This is a genomic window from Bacillota bacterium, from assembly GCA_023511835.1.
Classification (GTDB): Bacteria; Bacillota; Sulfobacillia; order JAIMAT01; family JAIMAT01; genus JAIMAT01.
The window spans coordinates 55460-71020 of sequence record JAIMAT010000002.1 but is presented as its reverse complement, the minus strand read 5'-3'; the positions used below and the strand labels follow the sequence as shown (position 1 = coordinate 71020).

Here is a 15561-nt window from a genome sequence, read left to right as displayed (position 1 = left end):
GCGCAGGGTATAGGTGTCGGCGGCGCGCGCCGACACGGGGGGTTGCAGATGGCGAGGCACGGTGGCCGTCGCGTCGAGAACCCTCGGGCCGAGCGGGAGCTCGACCAGCTGAAGTACGAGGTGGCCGGCGAGCTGGGTCTGCGCGACGACATCCGCCGGCGTGGGTGGGGTGGCATGACCACCCGCGAGGTGGGACGGATCGGCGGGCAGATGGTGCGGCGGATGATCCGCTTCGCCGAGAAGAGGCTCGGCCGGCCCGAATAGGCGCCCCCGCGGTTCGCGGCGGCGGCGCGGGGGATGCCGATGACGGGCCACCCGGGGGCCCGCTCCGAACGGGGCCGGTCCGCATGCAGCGGACCGGCCCCTGGCATGGGACGACCCCCTCCGCACATAGGAGCAGGAGGGGAGAGGGCGTGCGGACGAGTCGGGAGACGGCCGGGGCGGCCTTCTCGGCGGCGGCGCTGGCGACGGGGCTGGCGGTCTCCCTCGTGGCGGCCGCGGTGCTGGCCGTGGCGCTGACGCTGGTGGGGCACTTCAGCCGGTTGAGCGATCCCTGGCTGGCGCGGGGCGGCTTCTACGCCGGCCTGCTGGCGCCGCTGGCGGGCGGTCTGGCGGCCGGCCGCGCCGCCGACCGGCTGGGCTGGCTGCACGGCGGCCTGGCGGGCGCGGTCTACGTGCTGCTGGCCGTGCTGGTGGACACCCTGGCCGGCGGGGGCGTCGCCCGCCTCCCGCTCCTGCGCGAGTTGGTCCTGGGGATGGGGCTCGGGGCGGCCGGCGGCATGCTGGGGGTCGCGCTCTAGAGCCGGGCGCGCCGGCGTCGGCGGAACCCGGCGGCGGCGAGCCGGGGCCGGGGTCGCGCGGGAGGCGCGCCGCACGGCGCGGCGAAATCCCTTCCTGCGGGTCGGCCGAGACGACCTCTAGGGAGGGATTCCGTTGGAGCGCTTGCGCAACCTGATCGGCGGCCAGTGGGTCGACGCCTCGGGCGGCGAGACCTTCGCCAGCATCAACCCCGCCACCGGCGAGGTGGTGGCCGAAGTCCCCGCCTCGGGCCCGGAGGACGTGGACCGGGCCGTCCAGGCGGCCCGGGAGGCCTACCGCTCCTGGCGCCTCTACCCGGCGCCGCGGCGCGCCGAGATCCTCTTCCGCGCCGCCCAGCTGATGGTGGAGCGGAAGGAGGAGCTGGCACGCGCCATGACGCGCGACATGGGCAAGGTGCTGACCGAGTCGCGCGGCGAAGTGCAGGAAGGCATCGACATGACCTTCTACATGGCGGGTGAGGGACGCCGCCTGACCGGCGAGGTGGTGCCCTCGGAGAGCCCGGACAAGTTCGCCATGGCCCAGCGCGACCCCATCGGCGTGGTGGCCGCCATCACCCCCTGGAACTTCCCCTTCTCCATCGCCACCTGGAAGCTGATGCCCGCGCTGGTGGCCGGCAACACGGCCGTCTTCAAGCCCGCCAGCGACGCGCCGCTCCTCGGCTACCTCCTGGCCCGCATCCTGGAGGAGGCCGGCCTGCCGCCGGGCGTCCTCAACGTGGTCTTCGGCTCCGGCGAGGCCGTGGGCGACGCGCTCCTGCGCCACCCCGGCGTCGACCTGATCTCCTTCACCGGCTCCAACGCGGTGGGGCGCCAGGTGGCGCGGATCGCCGCCGAGCAGATGAAGCGCTACCACCTGGAGCTGGGCGGGAAGAACGCCATCACGGTCCTGGACGACGCCGACCTGGACCTGGCCGTGCAAGGCATCCTCTGGAGCGCCTACGGGACGACGGGCCAGCGCTGCACCGCCGGCTCGCGCGTCATCGTCCAGCGCGGCATCCACGACGCGCTAGTCGAGCGGCTGAAGGAGGGCGCGCGCAGGCTCCGCCTGGGCGACGGCCTCGACCCGGAGACGGAGGTGGGCCCGCTCATCAACCGCCGGGCGCTGGAGAAGGTGGAGCGCTACGTCCGGATCGGCCAGGAGGAAGGGGCCGTGCTGGTAGCCGGCGGCCATCCCGTGACCACGGGCGAGCTGGCGAAGGGCTTCTTCTACGAACCGACCCTCTTCGACCAGGTGGGGCCCCGCTTCCGCATCGCCCAGGAGGAGATCTTCGGCCCCGTCCTCTCCATCATTCCCGTCGACTCGCTGGAGGAGGCCGTCGAGGTGAACAACGGCGTCGAGTACGGCCTCTCCTCCAGCATCTACACGCGCGACGTCAACAAGGCCTTCAAGGCCATGCGCGACCTGGTGACGGGCATCGTCTACGTCAACGCCGGCACCATCGGCGCCGAGATCCAGCTGCCCTTCGGCGGCACGCGCGGCACGGGCAACGGCCACCGCGAGGCGGGCCGCGCCGCCCTGGAGGTCTACACGGAGTGGAAGGCGGTCTACGTCGACTACAGCGGCCGCCTGCAGCGGGCACAGATCGACCGCTGAGCCCGGGCCGGCCGGCGCCGGAATAAGCCGGGCGGAGCGGGGGAAGGGCTGGAGCCGGAGGTGGGGAAGGATGCGGCGACCCGCCCGGACCAGCCCGGGGAGGGCCGGGCGCGCCCTGCGCCCGGCCCTTCTGGCCGCTCTCCTCCTGCTGGGGAGCGCCTGCTCCAGCCTGCCCGTGGAGCAGCGGACGGTGGTGACGGCCCGTCCCTACTACTACGACCCGGCCACCATCCGCGTCCGCGCCGGCACCCCGGTCCGCATCGACATCCGCGCCTATGACCGGCGAGCCTATGGCTTCGTCGTCGACGGCCTCGGCCTCCGCGCCCGCGTGCCGGCGGGCGGTCGCTCCGAGGTCCGTTTCACGCCGGAGCGGCCCGGCACGTACACGATCCGGAACGACGTCGACTGCGGCGCGCCCTGCCGCTCCATGCGCGCCCTCCTGATCGTCGAGCCGAAGCAGGGGGGAGGCGGCGGCCGCACGGCGGGTGCCCCGCCGGCGGGGCGGTCCGGCGCGCTAAGATAGCCGTAGCTGCCAACCTGGAAGGAAGGGGGCGGGGAAGCGTGCTCCTCGTCTATCCGCTGGTCGTGGCGCTGGTCTGCGCCCTCTTCGGCTACGGGACGCTCCGCCAATATCTGGAGCGGCGGCGTCCCCACCAGCTGCTCTGGACCGTCTCGCTGGCGATGGGCTTCCTCGGCGCCGTGGGCTACCTGCTGGCACTCCGGACCGCCAGCCTGGCCTGGTTCCGTATCTACTACCTCTTCGGCGCCATGCTCATGGCCGCCTACCTGGGGCTGGGCAGCCTCTTCCTCCACGACCGCGGCGGGCGCTGGTCACGCCCGATCTTCTGGCTGGTCCTCCTCCTCTCGCTGGCGGGGGCGGTCGCGCTCTTCCGGACGCCGGGCGACGCCGCCGCGGTGGCCCGCCTGGACGGCGGGCCGGGCACGCAGGTGCTGGCCCTGGACCGGAATCCGGCGGCCCTCGTCCTGCTCATCCTGCTCAACACCTTCGGCCTGGTGGCGGTGGCGGGGCTGGCGCTGCTCTCCGCCTGGCAGCTCTCGAGGAAGCAGGCCTCCGGCGCCTTCACCCAGGGGAACGCGCTGATCGCGCTGGGCACCATCCTTCTCGGCGCGGCGGGCTCGCTGGCGCGGCTCGGCCAGCCCGCCTGGTTCTGGCCGCTGATGGCGCTGGGCTTCGTCGTCCTCTACGGCGGCTTCGCCCGGGTGAACGCCGCCGCCGGCGCCGCCCGCCAGGCGACGGCCGGCCCGGCTGCCCCGGGCACGGGGCGCTAGGCCGGTCGCGGGCGGGGGATGCCGGCAGCCGCGCGCACCGGTCGCCCCCGCCGCGCGCGGGTTCCTTCCGGACTACCCCTCCGGCTCCGCCCGGCGCAGCGGCATGGTCATGCAGCGCGGGCCGCCGCGCCCGCGCGAGAGCTCCCCGCCCGGGATCGTCTCCACGCGGATGCCGTGCCGCTCCAGCTCGCGGTTGGAGACCTCGTTCCGCTCGTAGGCCACGATGTGCCCCGGCTCCAGCGCCAGCGTGTTGGCGCCGTCGTTCCACTGCTCGCGGGCCGAGGCGACGGGGTCGTCGCCGCCGGTGGGGATGAGGTCCACCTCGCCGCCCACCACCCACTCCAGCGCCCGCCGTACCCCCTCGACGCCCGCCACCTCCGGCCGCCCGTCCCTCCCGGGGAGAAGGGTGTAGACGCGGAGGCCGCGCTCCACCACCACCTGGTGGACGGCGAACTGGCGCGGCGCCACCATGGTCAGGACCGTGTCCAGGTGCATGAAGGCACGGTGGCGGGGCAGCTCCACCGCCAGCACGCGGGAGGCGACGCCGGCCTCGAAGAAGTCGGCGGCGACGCGCTCGACGGCCCGCGCGCCGGTCCGCTCGCCCATGCCGACGGCGACGCACTCCGGCGAGAGGACCAGGATGTCGCCGCCCTCGACGGGATAGGGAAGGTCGCGCGCGTACCAGCGCGGCGGGTCGCCGCGCGCGAAGAGCGGGTGGTGGCGGACCACGTACTCCAGCAGCAGGCTCTCCCGGCGCCGGGCCTCGCTGGCCATGCGGTTGACCAGCACCCCGTGGCCGACCACAGCCGCCGGGTCGCGCATGAAGTACAGGTTGGGCATCGGCTCGAGGACGAAAGGGGTGGGCGGTTCCACCAGATCGGCCAGGCGGCGCCGGGCGGGCGCCGGCAGGCGGCTCCGGCGGAGGCCGGCGACGGCGGCGGAGACCAGCTCCGCCGGGGCGAGCGTGGCCAGGTGGTCGGCCAGGAGGCGCCCCTCGTCGCGCCAGGGGTCGTCGGGCGGGTAGCCGCTCTCCTCCAGGAAGCGGGCGATGAAGCTCCGGCGCACCTCTTCCTCCGCCAGCACCTCTTCCAGCTGCTCCTCCAGGTAGAGCACCTCGACGCCGTGCCGCCGCAGCACCTGGACGAAGGCGTCGTGCTCGCGCTGCATGCCGGGCAGGTAGGGGATGTCCTCGAAAAGGAGCGCGTGGAGCCGCTCGGGCGTCAGGTTCTCGATCTCCTCGCCCGGCCGGTGGACCATCACCCGCTCCAGGCGGCCGATCTCGGAGCGGACCGCCAGCGACGCCCGCCGGCTCTCGTTCCCCGCCTCCGTTTGCAAGCCTTCCCACCCCCGTCTACCATGGGCGCTGAGATGTGGTGGCGCTGAGCCGTCGAAGAGGCTGCCCGCCCTATCCCCTGGAGAGCATCCCCGGCGGGGCGGTGGCGGTAACCGTGGCGGCGGAGTGGGAGGGGGCCACGCTCCAGACCTTCTGGCGGAGCGGGCTCGGCCTCTCGCTCCGCCTCTTCCGCGCCTTCAAGCGTGGCGGCTCGGTCCTCCGCCAGGGCGGGGAGGGGGAGTGGGAGCGCCTGCGGGGGCCCGACCGGCTCCGCGCCGGCGACCGCCTGCGGCTCCTTCCTCCCGAGGAGGAGAGCCGGGTGCGGCCGGAGCCGCTCCCGCTCCGGGTGGTCTGGGAGGACGCCCACCTCCTGCTGGTGGCCAAGCCGCCGGGACAGGTGGTCCACCCGACGCACGGGGTGGCGGGAGGCACGCTGGCCAACGCGGTCGCCCATCACCTGGCGCGGACGGGCGAGAAGGCGGGCGTCCACCCGGTCCACCGCCTGGACCGGCCGACCAGCGGGCTCGTCCTCTTCGCGCGGAGCCGGCTGGCCCACGACCGCCTTTCGGCCTGCGGGCTCCACCGCTTCTACCTGGCCCTGGTGGAGCGGCCGGAGGGGAGAGGGGCGCTGCCCCGGCGCGTGGAGGCGCCGCTCGCCCGGGAGCCCGGCCGGGCGCGCCGCCTCGTCGCCGCAGGCGGCCGGCCCGCGCGCACCCGTCTGCGCCCGCTCGCCGCGACGGAGCGCTGGGCGCTCCTCCTCGTCCGGCCCGAGACCGGGCGGACCCACCAGATCCGCGCCCACCTGGCCTGGTCGGGCTTCCCGGTCCTGGGCGACGCGCTCTACGGAGCGCGGATAGCCGGTCCCGACGAGCCCGCCGGGGCCGTCGCGCTCCACGCCTGGCAGCTGGCCTTCCGCCATCCCGTCGACGGGCGCCCGCTCCGTTTCCGGCTGGCGCCGCCCGACGGCTGGCGTCCCTGGCTGGAGCTTCTGGGAAACACAGGAAGGAGGCTCTTGCATGACCCCCGCTGAACCCGCCGCCGGCGCGACGGACGAGCCGTCCTGGCAGCCGGACCGCCCGCGCCCGCCGGAGGCCTCGCGCGCCCAGCTGGTGCTGATGGTGGAGCCGTCCGACGCCAACGCCCTGGGCATGATGCACGGCGGCCGCCTGCTCTACCTGATGGACGAGGTGGGCGGCATCTGCGCCATGCGCCACGCCCACCGCCAGGTGGTGACGGTCAGCATGGACGAGGTGGTCTTCCACCAACCGCTGCCCGTCGGCCAGGCGGTCGTCCTGGAGGCCCGTCTCAACTGGGTCGGCCGCACCTCCATGGAGGTGGAGGTGACGGTCTGGGCCGAGGACCTGCTGACCGGCAGGCGGCTCCTGACCACCACGGCCTTCCTGACCTACGTGGCGCTGGACGCCGCGCGCCGCCCGACGCCGGTTCCGCCGCTGGAGCTGCTGAGCGACGAGGACCGGCGGCGCTTCGCCGCCGGCGCCGCCCGCCACGAGGCGCGCCTGGCCCGGCGCGCCGCCTCCTCGGGGCGCTAGCCCGCGCCACCCGCGAGGACGGAGGGCCCGGCCGCGACCGCGGACGTTCGCCGGGCGTCGCGCCCCGTCGGCCCGGGGCAGGAGCGGGGCGCCCCTCCGGTTCCCCGTGATCTTGGTTGACATAATGCTTCTTATAGGCAGTAAAGGGGAGGAGCGCCGGCGCCCGCTAGTACGGCTGGCGCGCCTCCACCAGCACCGGCAGCCATCGCGCCACCTCGGCCGCGCTGCCCGGCCCGAGGATCGGCTCGTAGCCCTCGCCCGGCAGCTCCGTGCTGGCCAGCAGGCGGCCCGCCTGACGGTAGTCCGGCGGCGGGAAGCGGAGCCAGGTGGTACCGGGCACGTCCCGTGCCGGCGAGAGCCGGTACGGGTAGTAGCCCTCCACGTCGAACTGGAGTCCCCAGGCGAGGCTGTCGCCGTCGCGGCCTTCCGGCTCCACCACGTAGCCGCGCTCGCGCAGCAGCCGCGCCAGGAGGGGACGGTCCACCTCGAAGGGCAGGCGCACCTGCACCTCGCCACCCTCCAGCCGGCACTCCAGCGCCCGCTCCTCCCAGAGGAGCCGGCCGCTCCGGTCGTCCGCCAGCTCCAGGCGGAGCCCGCCCGCATCGGCCTGCAGGCCCATTTCTCCGCGCTCACCCCGCCCCCATTCTTCCCGGGCCGGGCGGGCGGCTTGCGGCCGAAAAGGACGGAAGCGCCGGGGCTGTGCCGCCCCGGCGCCATGCGCTCCCGTTTCTCAGGCCCGGACGGCGGCCAGGAGTCGCCCCCCGGCCCGGATGGCCTCCAGGTCGAGCGGCAGCAGGTCGTGATGGCGCTTGGAGATGACGCGCCCCAGCGCGTCCTCCACCGCCGCCTGGCCCAGGACCGGGTGGAGCTCGAGCCAGGCGCCCAGCATGACCATGTTGGCCGCGCGCGTCTCGCCCAGGCGGTTGGCTTCCTGCAGCGCGGGAATCGGGTAGAGGCGGACGTCCGAACGCCCCACCGCCTCCTCCAGGCCGCTCTCCAGCAGGATCTCGCCACCCGGCTGGACGCGCTGCGCGAACTTGGCCAGCGAGGGCAGGTTGAAGGCGATGAGCGTCCGCGGCCGGCTGATCAGCGGGCAGGCCACGGGCTCGTCGGAGAGGATGACGTGGCAGTTGGCCGTGCCACCCCGCTGCTCCGGCCCGTACGAGGGCAGCCAGGAGACCTCGTAGCCCTCGCTCATGCCGGCGCGGGCGATGATCATGCCCAGGCTGAGCACGCCCTGGCCGCCGAAGCCGGCCACGATCAGCGTCTGCTCCACCTCAGCGCACCCCCTCGGGGCGCCGCAGCTCGCCCAGCGGGTACTGCGGCACCAGCCGGTCGCGGATGAAAGCCAGCGCCTCCACCGGCTCCAGGCCCCAGTTGGTCGGGCAGCTGGAGAGGAGCTCCACCAGCGAGAAGCCGCGGCCCTCGATCTGCGCCTGGAAGGCGCGGCGGATGTACCGTTTCGCCTGGAGGATGTGGGCGGTGTCGTGGAGCGAGCCGCGGGCGAGGTAGGCCGGGCCGTCCAGCGCATTCAGGAGCTCGGCCACGCGGATGGGATAGCCCGCCTGGACCGGGTCGCGGCCGGCCGGCGTGGTCGTCGTCCGCTGCCCGACCAGCGTGGTCGGCGCCATCTGGCCGCTGGTCATGCCGTAGTTGGCGTTGTTGATGAAGACGACGGTGATGTTCTCGCCGCGCGCGGCGGCGTGGATGATCTCCGCCATGCCGATGGCCGCCAGGTCGCCGTCCCCCTGGTAGGTGAAGACCACCCGGTCGGGCAGGACGCGCTTGATGCCCGTCGCCACCGCCGGCGCGCGCCCGTGGGCGGCCTCCTGCATGTCGACGCGGAAGTACTCGTAGGCCAGGACCGAGCAGCCCACCGAGGCGACGCCCACGGTCCGCTCCAGCACGCCCAGCTCCTCCAGCACCTCGGCCACCAGCCGGTGGGCGACGCCGTGCGTGCAGCCCGGGCAGTAGTGGGTGACACGGTCGGCGCGAAGGCCGCTCGTCGGCTCGAAGACGGGGTGCAGCGTGACGCTCATGTGCGTTCCTCCCTCCCCCGCCGGTCAACGGTGCGCCGGGTGCGGCGCGGTCTCGGCCACCATGCGGCGGATGGCCTCCACCGCCTCCTCCACCTCCGGCACCACCCCGCCCGTCTTGCCGAAGAAGCGGACCGGTACCGCGCCCTCCACCGCCAGGCGGACGTCCTCCACCATCTGCCCCGCGCTCATCTCCAGCACCAGGACCCCCCGGCTGGCCGCGGCCCGCCGGGCCAGGGGCCGCGCGGGGAAGGGCCAGAGGCTGATCGGCCGGAAGAGCCCGACGCGCAGCCCGTCCTCCCTGCGCACCTGGCGGATGGCGGCCAGGGCGATGCGCGCCATGCTCCCGTAGGCCACCACCAGCCAGTCGGCGCCCTCGGCGCCCTCCTCCTCCCAGCGGGTCTCCTCCGCCTCGATGCGGCGGTACTTGGCCTGCAGGCGCTGGTTGAGCGCCCAGAGGTCCTCGGCCGCCAGGTAGAGCGAGTTGACCACGTTGGTCTCCTGGCGCCGGCCGCGCCCCACCGTCGCCCACGGCTTGGCCGGCAGGCCAGCCGGGTCCCGCGGCGGCGGCAGCTCGACCGGCTCCATGGCCTGGGCCAGGATGCTGTCGGCCAGGATCAGCACCACGTTCCGGTAGCGGTCGGCCACGTCGAAGGCCTCGTAGACCAGGTCGGCCGCCTCCTGGGGGCTGGAGGGCGCCAGCACCACCAGCCGGTAGTCGCCGTGGCCGCCGCCCTTGGTCGCCTGGAAGTAGTCCGACTGCGCCGGCTGAAGCCCGCCCAGCCCGGGGCCGCCGCGCACCACGTTGACCAGCACCGCCGGCAGCTCGGCGCCCGCCATGTAGGAGATGCCCTCCTGCATCAGCGAGAAGCCGGGGCTGGAGGTGGCGGTCATCACCCGCGCGCCAGCCCCGGCAGCGCCGTAGACCATGTTGATCGCCGAGACCTCGCTCTCGGCCTGCAGGAAGACCCCGCCGTGCTCGGCCATGTGCTTGGCCATGTACTCCAGCAGCTCGCTCTGGGGCGTGATCGGGTAGCCGAAGAAGTAGCGGCAGCCGGCCCGGATGGCCGCCTCCGCCATCGCCTCGTTGCCTTTCATCAACTCGCGTTCGCCCACGGCGCTCCCTCCCTCGCGCGCGCCGGCGCACCCGCCCCTCCGGGGCCGGGCCGCCTCAGCGGGCCGGCACCGCCGCGGCGGCGGGCCGGTAGACGCGGATCACCAGGTCGGGACAGATGACGGCGCAGAGCCCGCAGCTGATGCAGCGGTCGGGCTCGGCCAGATAGGCGGGATGGTAGCCCATGCGATTGGTGCCGTCGCGCTGGGCCAGGGCGCCCTCCGGACAGGCGCTGACGCAGAGGCCGCAGCCCTTGCAGCGCGCCTCGTCGAAGAGCACGCGGTCCATCGACCTCGCCTCCTTCGCCCCCGGTCGCCGTCCGGGCACGGGGCCCGGCCCCCCGCCGGCGACCGAGGCGGCTTCCACGGCCAACCTAGCCCTGGCCGGCGAGGCGAGGAATTGCCTCCTCGGGCGATCTTTCGCCACCAGAAAGGGGATTGCGGGGCCCACCCGGCGGGCGCTAGCCGTCCGCGCCGGGCGGGGCGAGGAGTTCCGCCAGCGCCTCCACGATCCGCTCGGGCTCGCTCATCCGGCCGATGCCGCTCTCCTCCTCCGCCAGTCGGCCGCTCTCCGGGCCGACCAGACGGGCGCCCAGCTCCCGCAGGAACGCCACGTTGCGCTGCGTGATGGGATGGCTCCACATGCGGCTGTTCATGGCCGGCGCCAGCAGCAGGGGCACCTCCGGGAAGGCCGCCAGCAGCACGCTGCCCAGCAGGTCGTCGGCGAGGCCGGCCGCCGCCTTGGCCAGGAAGTGCGCCGTCGCCGGCGCCACCACCACCGCCTCCGCCCAGCGCGCCAGGCGCAGATGCTCCAGCGCCGCCTCCCGGCCCGGGCCCAGGAGCGCCCGCCGCACCGGCCGCCCCGCCACCGTCTCCAGCGCCAGCGGCGTGACGAAGGCCTCCGCGCCGCGCGTCAGGACCACCTCCACCTCCGCCCCCTGCTCGCGCAGGCGCCGAACCAGCTGCGGCGTCTTATAGGCGGCGATGCCGCCCGTCACGCCCAGGAGCACGCGCCGTCCGGCCAGGCGCAAGCCCCCGGCCCCGTCCCGCCCCTCCGTCACGTCCCCCCGCCCTCCTCGCCGCCCGGCTCCGGCAGTGCCACACCCCGCCCCAGCCGTTCCGCGATCCGGTCCAGCAGCAGGGCGGCCAGCTCCTCGTTGCTCTCGCAGCGCCGCACCTCGCCGCCGCGCGGGTCCACCACGTAGGTGACGTGCCGCTCGGGCCCCACCTGGCGAAGGCTGTTGGCCACCACCAGGTCGGCCCCGTGGCGTGCCGCCGCCTCGCGCGCCGCCGCCGCCAGCCGCTCCGGCTCCTCCGTCGCCTCCAGCTTGAAGGCGACCAGGAAGAGGCCGGGTGCCCAGCGGCGCACCTCCTCCACCACCTTGGGCGTCGGCACCAGGCGGATCCACCACTCCCCCCGCGAGGAGACCTTGCCCTCCTCGCGCCGCTCGGGCTCGAAGTCGAGCACGGCCATGGCGTGGACGAGCGCGTCGACGGGCCGCTGGGGATCGTGCAAGAGCCGCTCCAGCGCCGCCTCCAGGTCGGCGACCGTCCGCACCGCCACCAGGCGGAGCCAGCCGCTGCCTCCCCCGGGCAGCGCGCTGCCCGGGCCGTGGACGAAGGTGACATCCCAGCCGCGCTCCAGCGCCAGGCGCGCCACCGCGGCGGCCGTCCGCCCCGAGGAGCGGTTCGACAGGAAGCGGACCTCGTCCAGGGGCGCCTCCGTCGGCCCCCCGGTGACGATCAGGTGTGGCGGGCGCACGTTCGACCTCCTTCGCGGCCTCTCGGGAGAACAGCTGTTTGACCCGCTCCGCCCCCCATGCTAGCATGCAGCCGGCGATGCACCGCAGGAGGCCCGCCATGGGGGGGAGGCTGCGTGGAGCCGGCGCCCTCGCTGACGCCCCGGGAACGCCAGGTGCTGGACTCCATCGAAGCGTTCATCCGCGAGCATGGCTACCCGCCGTCGGTGCGCGAGATCGGGGCGCGGGTGGGACTCCGCTCCAGCTCCACGGTCCACGCCTACCTGCGGCAGCTGGTGCGGAAGGGCTTCCTTCGCCAGGAGGCCTCCCGCCCGCGCGCGCTGGGCCTCCTCGCCCCCCCGCAGGAGGAGGCCCCCGGTGCGCTCCGCCGCATCCCGCTCCTCCGCCGCCCGCCCGAAGCCGGCGACCCGCCGCCGGGAGAGTCCGCCCCCGACCCCCTGGGCTGGCTTCTCCTGCCGCCCGGGCTGCCCGGCGCCGAGGCCGCCTACGCCCTCCGGGTGCACGGCTCGGCCATGGAGGACGCCGGCATCGCGGAGGGGGACGTGGTCCTCTGCCTTCCCGCCGCGGCGGCGCCGGCGGGCGAGCTGGTGGTGGCGCTGGTGGGCGACGAGCCGGTGGTCCGGCGGCTCCTCCCCGACGGCGAGAGCTTCCGGCTCGAGGCGGCCAACCCGGGCGTCCAGCCGCTCCTCGGCCGCGAGGCGCGGCCCGTGGGCCGCGTCGTCGCCGTCCTCCACCGGGCGGGCGGGGCGGCCGGTGGCCGCCCGCCTCAGCCCAGGTAGCTCCTGGCGATCACCAGCCGCTGGATCTGGTTCGTCCCCTCGTAGATCTGCGTGATCTTGGCATCGCGCATCATCCGCTCCACCGGGTAGTCGGCGATGTAGCCGTAGCCGCCGAAGATCTGGACCGCGTCGGTGGTGACGCGCATGGCCACGTCCGAGGCGTACGTCTTGGCCATGGCCGAGAAACGGTTGGCCAGCCGCCACTCTGCCCGGCCGGCGTCCGCCTCCTCCACCACCGCCGCCGCCTTGTAGGTCAGGTAGCGCGCCGACTCCACGCCGATGGCCATGTCGGCGATCATGAACTGGATGGCCTGGAAGTCGGCCAGAGGGCGGCCGAACTGGCGCCGCTGCCGGGCGTAGGCCACCGCCTCGTCCAGCGCCCCCTGGGCGATGCCCAGCGCCTGGGCGGCGATGCCGGGGCGGCTGTGGTCCAGGGTGGCCATGGCGATGCGGAAGCCCTGGCCCTCCTCGCCGATCCGGTTCGTCGCCGGCACCTCCACGTCCTCGAAGCTCAGCTCGGCCGTGGGCGAGCCGTGGAGGCCCATCTTCCGCTCCAGCTTGGTCACCGTCAGCCCGGGCGTCTCGCGCTCCACCAGGAAGCAGCTGATCCCCCGCGACCCCTTCTGCTCCGGGTCGGTGCGGGCGAAGACGGTCAGCCAGTCGGCCACGTTGCCGTGCGTGATGAAGCGCTTGGTGCCGTTGAGCACGTACCGGTCGCCCCGCCGCTCGGCGCGCATGGCCAGGCCGGCCGCGTCCGAGCCCGCCTCCGGCTCGGTCAGGGCGAAGGCCATCAGCTTCTCGCCCGAGGCGATGGCCGGCAGCCAGGCCCGCTTCTGCTCCTCGCTGGCGCCCAGCAGGACCGGCAGCAGGCCCAGCTCGTGGTCGGCCACGATGAGCGAGGCGGTGGCGCTCACCCGCGCCAGCTCCTCGATCACCAGACAGACCGAGAGAAGCCCGGCGCCTCCCCCGCCGTAGGCCTCCGGGATGCCCAGGCCGAGCAGCTCCAGCTCGCCGAAGAGGCGCCGCAGGTCCTCCGGGAAGCGGTCCTCCTCGTCGATGGCCGCCGCCCGCGGCGCCACCCGCTCCCGGGCCACCTGGCGCGCCAGCTCCGCCAGCGCGCGCTGCTCCGCGCTCAGTTCGAAGGAAGCCTCTCCCACTTCGCCCGCCCTCCCCGCGCGCGTCCGTCCGGCGCCCGCCCGGCCGCGCTCACTCCAGCGGCCGCGTCGCCTCCTCGACGATCTCGGCCAGGTCGCGCACCTCCACGCTGCCGTCGCCACCCGTCTCGCTCTTGACGCCGTCCTCCAGCATGGTCATGCAGAAGGGGCAGGCGGTGCCCACCCGGCGCGCGCCGGTGGCCAGCGCCTGTCGCGCCCGCTCCCGGTTGACGCGCTGCGAGGGCTCCTCCTCCGCCCACATGCGACCGCCGCCCGCGCCGCAGCAGAAGGAGCGGTTCCGGTTCCGCTCCATCTCCAGGAGCGGCCCGCCGCCCACCGAGCCGAGGACGGCGCGCGGCGCCTCGTACTCCTCGTTGTACCGACCCAGATAGCAGGGGTCGTGGTAGGTGGTCTCCAGCAGCGAGGGCCGCGTCACCCGCAACCTGCCCGACGCCAGCAGCTCGCGCAGGAGCTGCGAGTGGTGGACCACCTCGTACCGCCCGCCGAAGCGCGGGTACTCGTTGCGGAAGGTGTTGTAGCAGTGCGGGCAGAGCGTCAGCAGGCGGCGGACGCCGTAGCGGCCCAGCAGGTCCACGTTCTCCTGCGCCGTCATCTGGAAGAGGAACTCGTTTCCCATGCGCCTGGCCGGGTCGCCCGTGCAGCGCTCCTCGTCGCCCAGGATGGCGAAGCGGACGCCGGCCCGCTGGAGGACCGTGGCCAGGGCGCGGGCGATCTTCTGGTTCCGCTCGTCGAAGGCGGCGCTGCAGCCCACCCAGAAGACGTACTCGACCTCGTTGGCGCTGCCCAGCTCGGAAAGAAGCGGGATCTCCAGCCCCTCCGCCCAGTCCAGGCGCGAGGCGGCGGAGCCGCGGAAGGGGTGACCCCGCTCCTCCAGGCTGGTCAGCGCCTCCTGCATGGTGGCAGGGTAGTCGGCCAGCTCCATCACCTGGTAGCGGCGCATCTGGAGAATGGTGGGCACGTGCTCGATGAAGACCGGGCAGGCCTCCATGCAGGCGCGGCAGGTGGTGCAGGCCCAGAGCGCCTCGGGATCGATCACCGGCCCCACCAGGCGCGAGACCGGCTCCCCCGCCCCGGCCTCCCCGCCCGCCCGGGCCGCCGCCCCGTTCCGCGCCAGCGCCAGCAGCGAGGGGCCCTCCGCGTGGAGGTGCTCGCGCAGGTTGAGGATGACGTACTTGGGGTCCAGCGGCTTGCCCACGGCGTGCGCCGGACAGACCGCCTCGCAGCGGCCGCACTCGGTGCAGGTGTCCAGGTCGAAGAGCTGCTTCCAGGTGAAGTCGCCCAGCTCGGCGGCGCCCAGGTGCTCGCCCGCCTCGGCCGCCGCCTCCACGTCCATGGGCGGCAGCTCCCCCTTGGGCTCGAGCGAGCGCATGTAGACGTTGAGCGGCGCCAGCAGGATGTGGAAGAGCTTGCTGAACGGGAAGAGTGCCAGGAAGGCGAAGGCGATCACCAGGTGGAACCACCAGAGCCCCCGGTGAAGGGCGGTCATGGCGCCCACGCCCAGGAAGCTCCCCAGCAGGCGCCCGAAGAGGTAGCCCACCGGCGACCAGGCGGCCCAGGGGTCGCGCGTCACCTCGATGCGCAGCCCCTCGAGGACGAAGCCGGTCAGCAGGATGAGGGCGAAGAGCGCCAGGATCACCCAGTCCTGGACCGTCCGGGAGAGGCGTGGCAGCCGCTCCGCATACCGCCGCCAAGCCGCCACCGCCGTCGCCACCAGGGCCAGCGCCCCGAAGAGGTCGAGGGTGAGCGACTGGAAGTAGAGGTAGAAGGCGCCCCGCATGACCGGCAGGCCCAGGTCGGCCTGGAGGAAGACGACCACGGTCCCCAGGAAGAGGACCACGAACCCCCACGAGAGGCCCACGTGCATCGGGCCCGAGAGGGCGTCGCGCAACAGGCGGAGCTGGAGAACCACCTGCCGGTTCATCTCCGCCAGCCGCCGCCAGGGCTGGTCCAGCCGCCGCGCGGGGCGCCCCAGCCGCCAGAGGCGGAGTCGCTCCCAGACGCCCCAGGCGAAGACGGCCACCAGGACGACCAGGAGCGCGTACATCCATCCGTGGCCCGGTATGTTCCAGTAGATCTGCCGAGTCGGCACGCCCACGACCTCGCCCCCCAGACC

18 protein-coding genes are annotated in these 15561 nt (G+C 74.5%); 8 read left to right on the top strand and 10 right to left on the bottom strand.

Annotated elements, in window-relative coordinates:
* The first annotated feature begins 48 nt into the window (after positions 1–48).
* The 5 genes from K6U79_00925 (at position 49) to K6U79_00905 (ending at position 3702) form a co-directional block, all read left to right on the top strand.
* Positions 49–264, top strand: a complete 216-nt coding sequence (locus K6U79_00925; GenBank protein ID MCL6520921.1) for an alpha/beta-type small acid-soluble spore protein — start codon at positions 49–51, stop codon at positions 262–264.
* A gap of 149 nt (positions 265–413) precedes the next feature.
* Positions 414–800: a TIGR04086 family membrane protein gene (locus K6U79_00920; GenBank protein MCL6520920.1), complete on the top strand. Its 387-nt coding sequence runs from the start codon at positions 414–416 to the stop codon at positions 798–800.
* A gap of 133 nt (positions 801–933) precedes the next feature.
* Complete coding sequence (locus K6U79_00915; protein ID MCL6520919.1) at positions 934–2412, top strand: aldehyde dehydrogenase family protein; 1479 nt, start codon at positions 934–936, stop codon at positions 2410–2412.
* A 70-nt stretch (positions 2413–2482) separates the two neighbouring features.
* A complete protein-coding gene (locus tag K6U79_00910) occupies positions 2483–2935 on the top strand; it encodes a cupredoxin domain-containing protein (protein ID MCL6520918.1) in 453 nt (150 codons plus the stop codon).
* A 38-nt stretch (positions 2936–2973) separates the two neighbouring features.
* Complete coding sequence (locus tag K6U79_00905) at positions 2974–3702, top strand: hypothetical protein (protein MCL6520917.1); 729 nt, start codon at positions 2974–2976, stop codon at positions 3700–3702.
* Between the two features lie 72 nt (positions 3703–3774).
* Here K6U79_00905 and K6U79_00900 read toward each other — a convergent pair whose 3' ends face one another.
* Positions 3775–5037, bottom strand: a complete 1263-nt coding sequence (locus K6U79_00900) for an arginine deiminase (protein ID MCL6520916.1) — start codon at positions 5035–5037, stop codon at positions 3775–3777.
* Positions 5038–5075: 38 nt separating this feature from the next.
* Between K6U79_00900 and K6U79_00895 the strand changes: the two genes are divergently transcribed.
* Together K6U79_00895 and K6U79_00890 are read left to right on the top strand one after the other, a co-directional pair.
* Complete coding sequence (locus K6U79_00895; protein ID MCL6520915.1) at positions 5076–6065, top strand: RluA family pseudouridine synthase; 990 nt, start codon at positions 5076–5078, stop codon at positions 6063–6065.
* A complete protein-coding gene (locus tag K6U79_00890) occupies positions 6052–6585 on the top strand; it encodes an acyl-CoA thioesterase (protein ID MCL6520914.1) in 534 nt (177 codons plus the stop codon). The genes K6U79_00895 and K6U79_00890 overlap by 14 nt, the downstream gene beginning before the upstream one ends.
* Positions 6586–6751: 166 nt before the next feature.
* On the opposite strand, the gene K6U79_00885 is transcribed toward K6U79_00890, so the two are convergent.
* The 7 genes from K6U79_00885 to K6U79_00855 form a co-directional block, all read right to left on the bottom strand.
* Entirely contained in the window at positions 6752–7204 is a 453-nt protein-coding gene (locus tag K6U79_00885) for a hypothetical protein (GenBank protein ID MCL6520913.1), read from the bottom strand.
* Positions 7205–7315: 111 nt separating this feature from the next.
* Positions 7316–7861, bottom strand: coding sequence for a 2-oxoacid:acceptor oxidoreductase family protein (locus K6U79_00880; GenBank protein MCL6520912.1), 546 nt, complete (start codon positions 7859–7861; stop codon positions 7316–7318).
* A 1-nt stretch (position 7862) separates the two neighbouring features.
* Positions 7863–8612, bottom strand: a complete 750-nt coding sequence (locus K6U79_00875; protein MCL6520911.1) for a hypothetical protein — start codon at positions 8610–8612, stop codon at positions 7863–7865.
* A 36-nt stretch (positions 8613–8648) separates the two neighbouring features.
* A complete protein-coding gene (vorB, locus tag K6U79_00870; GenBank protein MCL6520910.1) occupies positions 8649–9719 on the bottom strand; it encodes a 3-methyl-2-oxobutanoate dehydrogenase subunit VorB in 1071 nt (356 codons plus the stop codon).
* A gap of 73 nt (positions 9720–9792) precedes the next feature.
* Positions 9793–10023 (bottom strand): 4Fe-4S binding protein, encoded by a 231-nt coding sequence (locus K6U79_00865; GenBank protein ID MCL6520909.1) that lies wholly within the window; start codon positions 10021–10023, stop codon positions 9793–9795.
* A gap of 172 nt (positions 10024–10195) precedes the next feature.
* Positions 10196–10795: a hypothetical protein gene (locus tag K6U79_00860; protein MCL6520908.1), complete on the bottom strand. Its 600-nt coding sequence runs from the start codon at positions 10793–10795 to the stop codon at positions 10196–10198.
* Entirely contained in the window at positions 10792–11496 is a 705-nt protein-coding gene (locus tag K6U79_00855; GenBank protein MCL6520907.1) for a phosphopantothenoylcysteine decarboxylase, read from the bottom strand. The genes K6U79_00860 and K6U79_00855 overlap by 4 nt, the downstream gene beginning before the upstream one ends.
* A 114-nt stretch (positions 11497–11610) precedes the next feature.
* Here K6U79_00855 and lexA point away from each other — a divergent pair, with 114 nt between their 5' ends.
* Positions 11611–12273 carry a transcriptional repressor LexA gene (gene lexA / locus K6U79_00850; GenBank protein MCL6520906.1) on the top strand — a complete coding sequence of 221 codons (663 nt, stop codon included), beginning with the start codon at positions 11611–11613 and terminating at the stop codon, positions 12271–12273.
* Here the strand turns inward: lexA and K6U79_00845 are convergent.
* Together K6U79_00845 and K6U79_00840 are read right to left on the bottom strand one after the other, a co-directional pair.
* The gene (locus tag K6U79_00845; protein ID MCL6520905.1) at positions 12261–13430 is read right to left on the bottom strand and encodes an acyl-CoA dehydrogenase family protein; all 1170 of its coding nucleotides are present in this window, start codon (positions 13428–13430) and stop codon (positions 12261–12263) included. The two genes, lexA and K6U79_00845, sit on opposite strands and share 13 nt — an antisense overlap.
* 49 nt (positions 13431–13479) lie before the next feature.
* A complete protein-coding gene (locus K6U79_00840; GenBank protein ID MCL6520904.1) occupies positions 13480–15492 on the bottom strand; it encodes a 4Fe-4S dicluster domain-containing protein in 2013 nt (670 codons plus the stop codon).
* Positions 15493–15561 lie beyond the last annotated feature (69 nt).

Excerpts from the sequence above, each read along its gene's own strand:
- K6U79_00925 (MCL6520921.1), top strand. The coding sequence starts at position 49 with ATGGCGAGGCACGGTGGCCGTCGCGTCGAGAACCCTCGGGCCGAGCGG.
- K6U79_00910 (MCL6520918.1), top strand. The coding sequence starts at position 2,483 with ATGCGGCGACCCGCCCGGACCAGCCCGGGGAGGGCCGGGCGCGCCCTG.
- K6U79_00890 (MCL6520914.1), top strand. The coding sequence starts at position 6,052 with ATGACCCCCGCTGAACCCGCCGCCGGCGCGACGGACGAGCCGTCCTGG.
- K6U79_00885 (MCL6520913.1), bottom strand. The coding sequence starts at position 7,204 with ATGGGCCTGCAGGCCGATGCGGGCGGGCTCCGCCTGGAGCTGGCGGAC.
- vorB (MCL6520910.1), bottom strand. The coding sequence starts at position 9,719 with ATGAAAGGCAACGAGGCGATGGCGGAGGCGGCCATCCGGGCCGGCTGC.
- K6U79_00865 (MCL6520909.1), bottom strand. The coding sequence starts at position 10,023 with ATGGACCGCGTGCTCTTCGACGAGGCGCGCTGCAAGGGCTGCGGCCTC.
- K6U79_00840 (MCL6520904.1), bottom strand. The coding sequence starts at position 15,492 with ATGTACGCGCTCCTGGTCGTCCTGGTGGCCGTCTTCGCCTGGGGCGTC.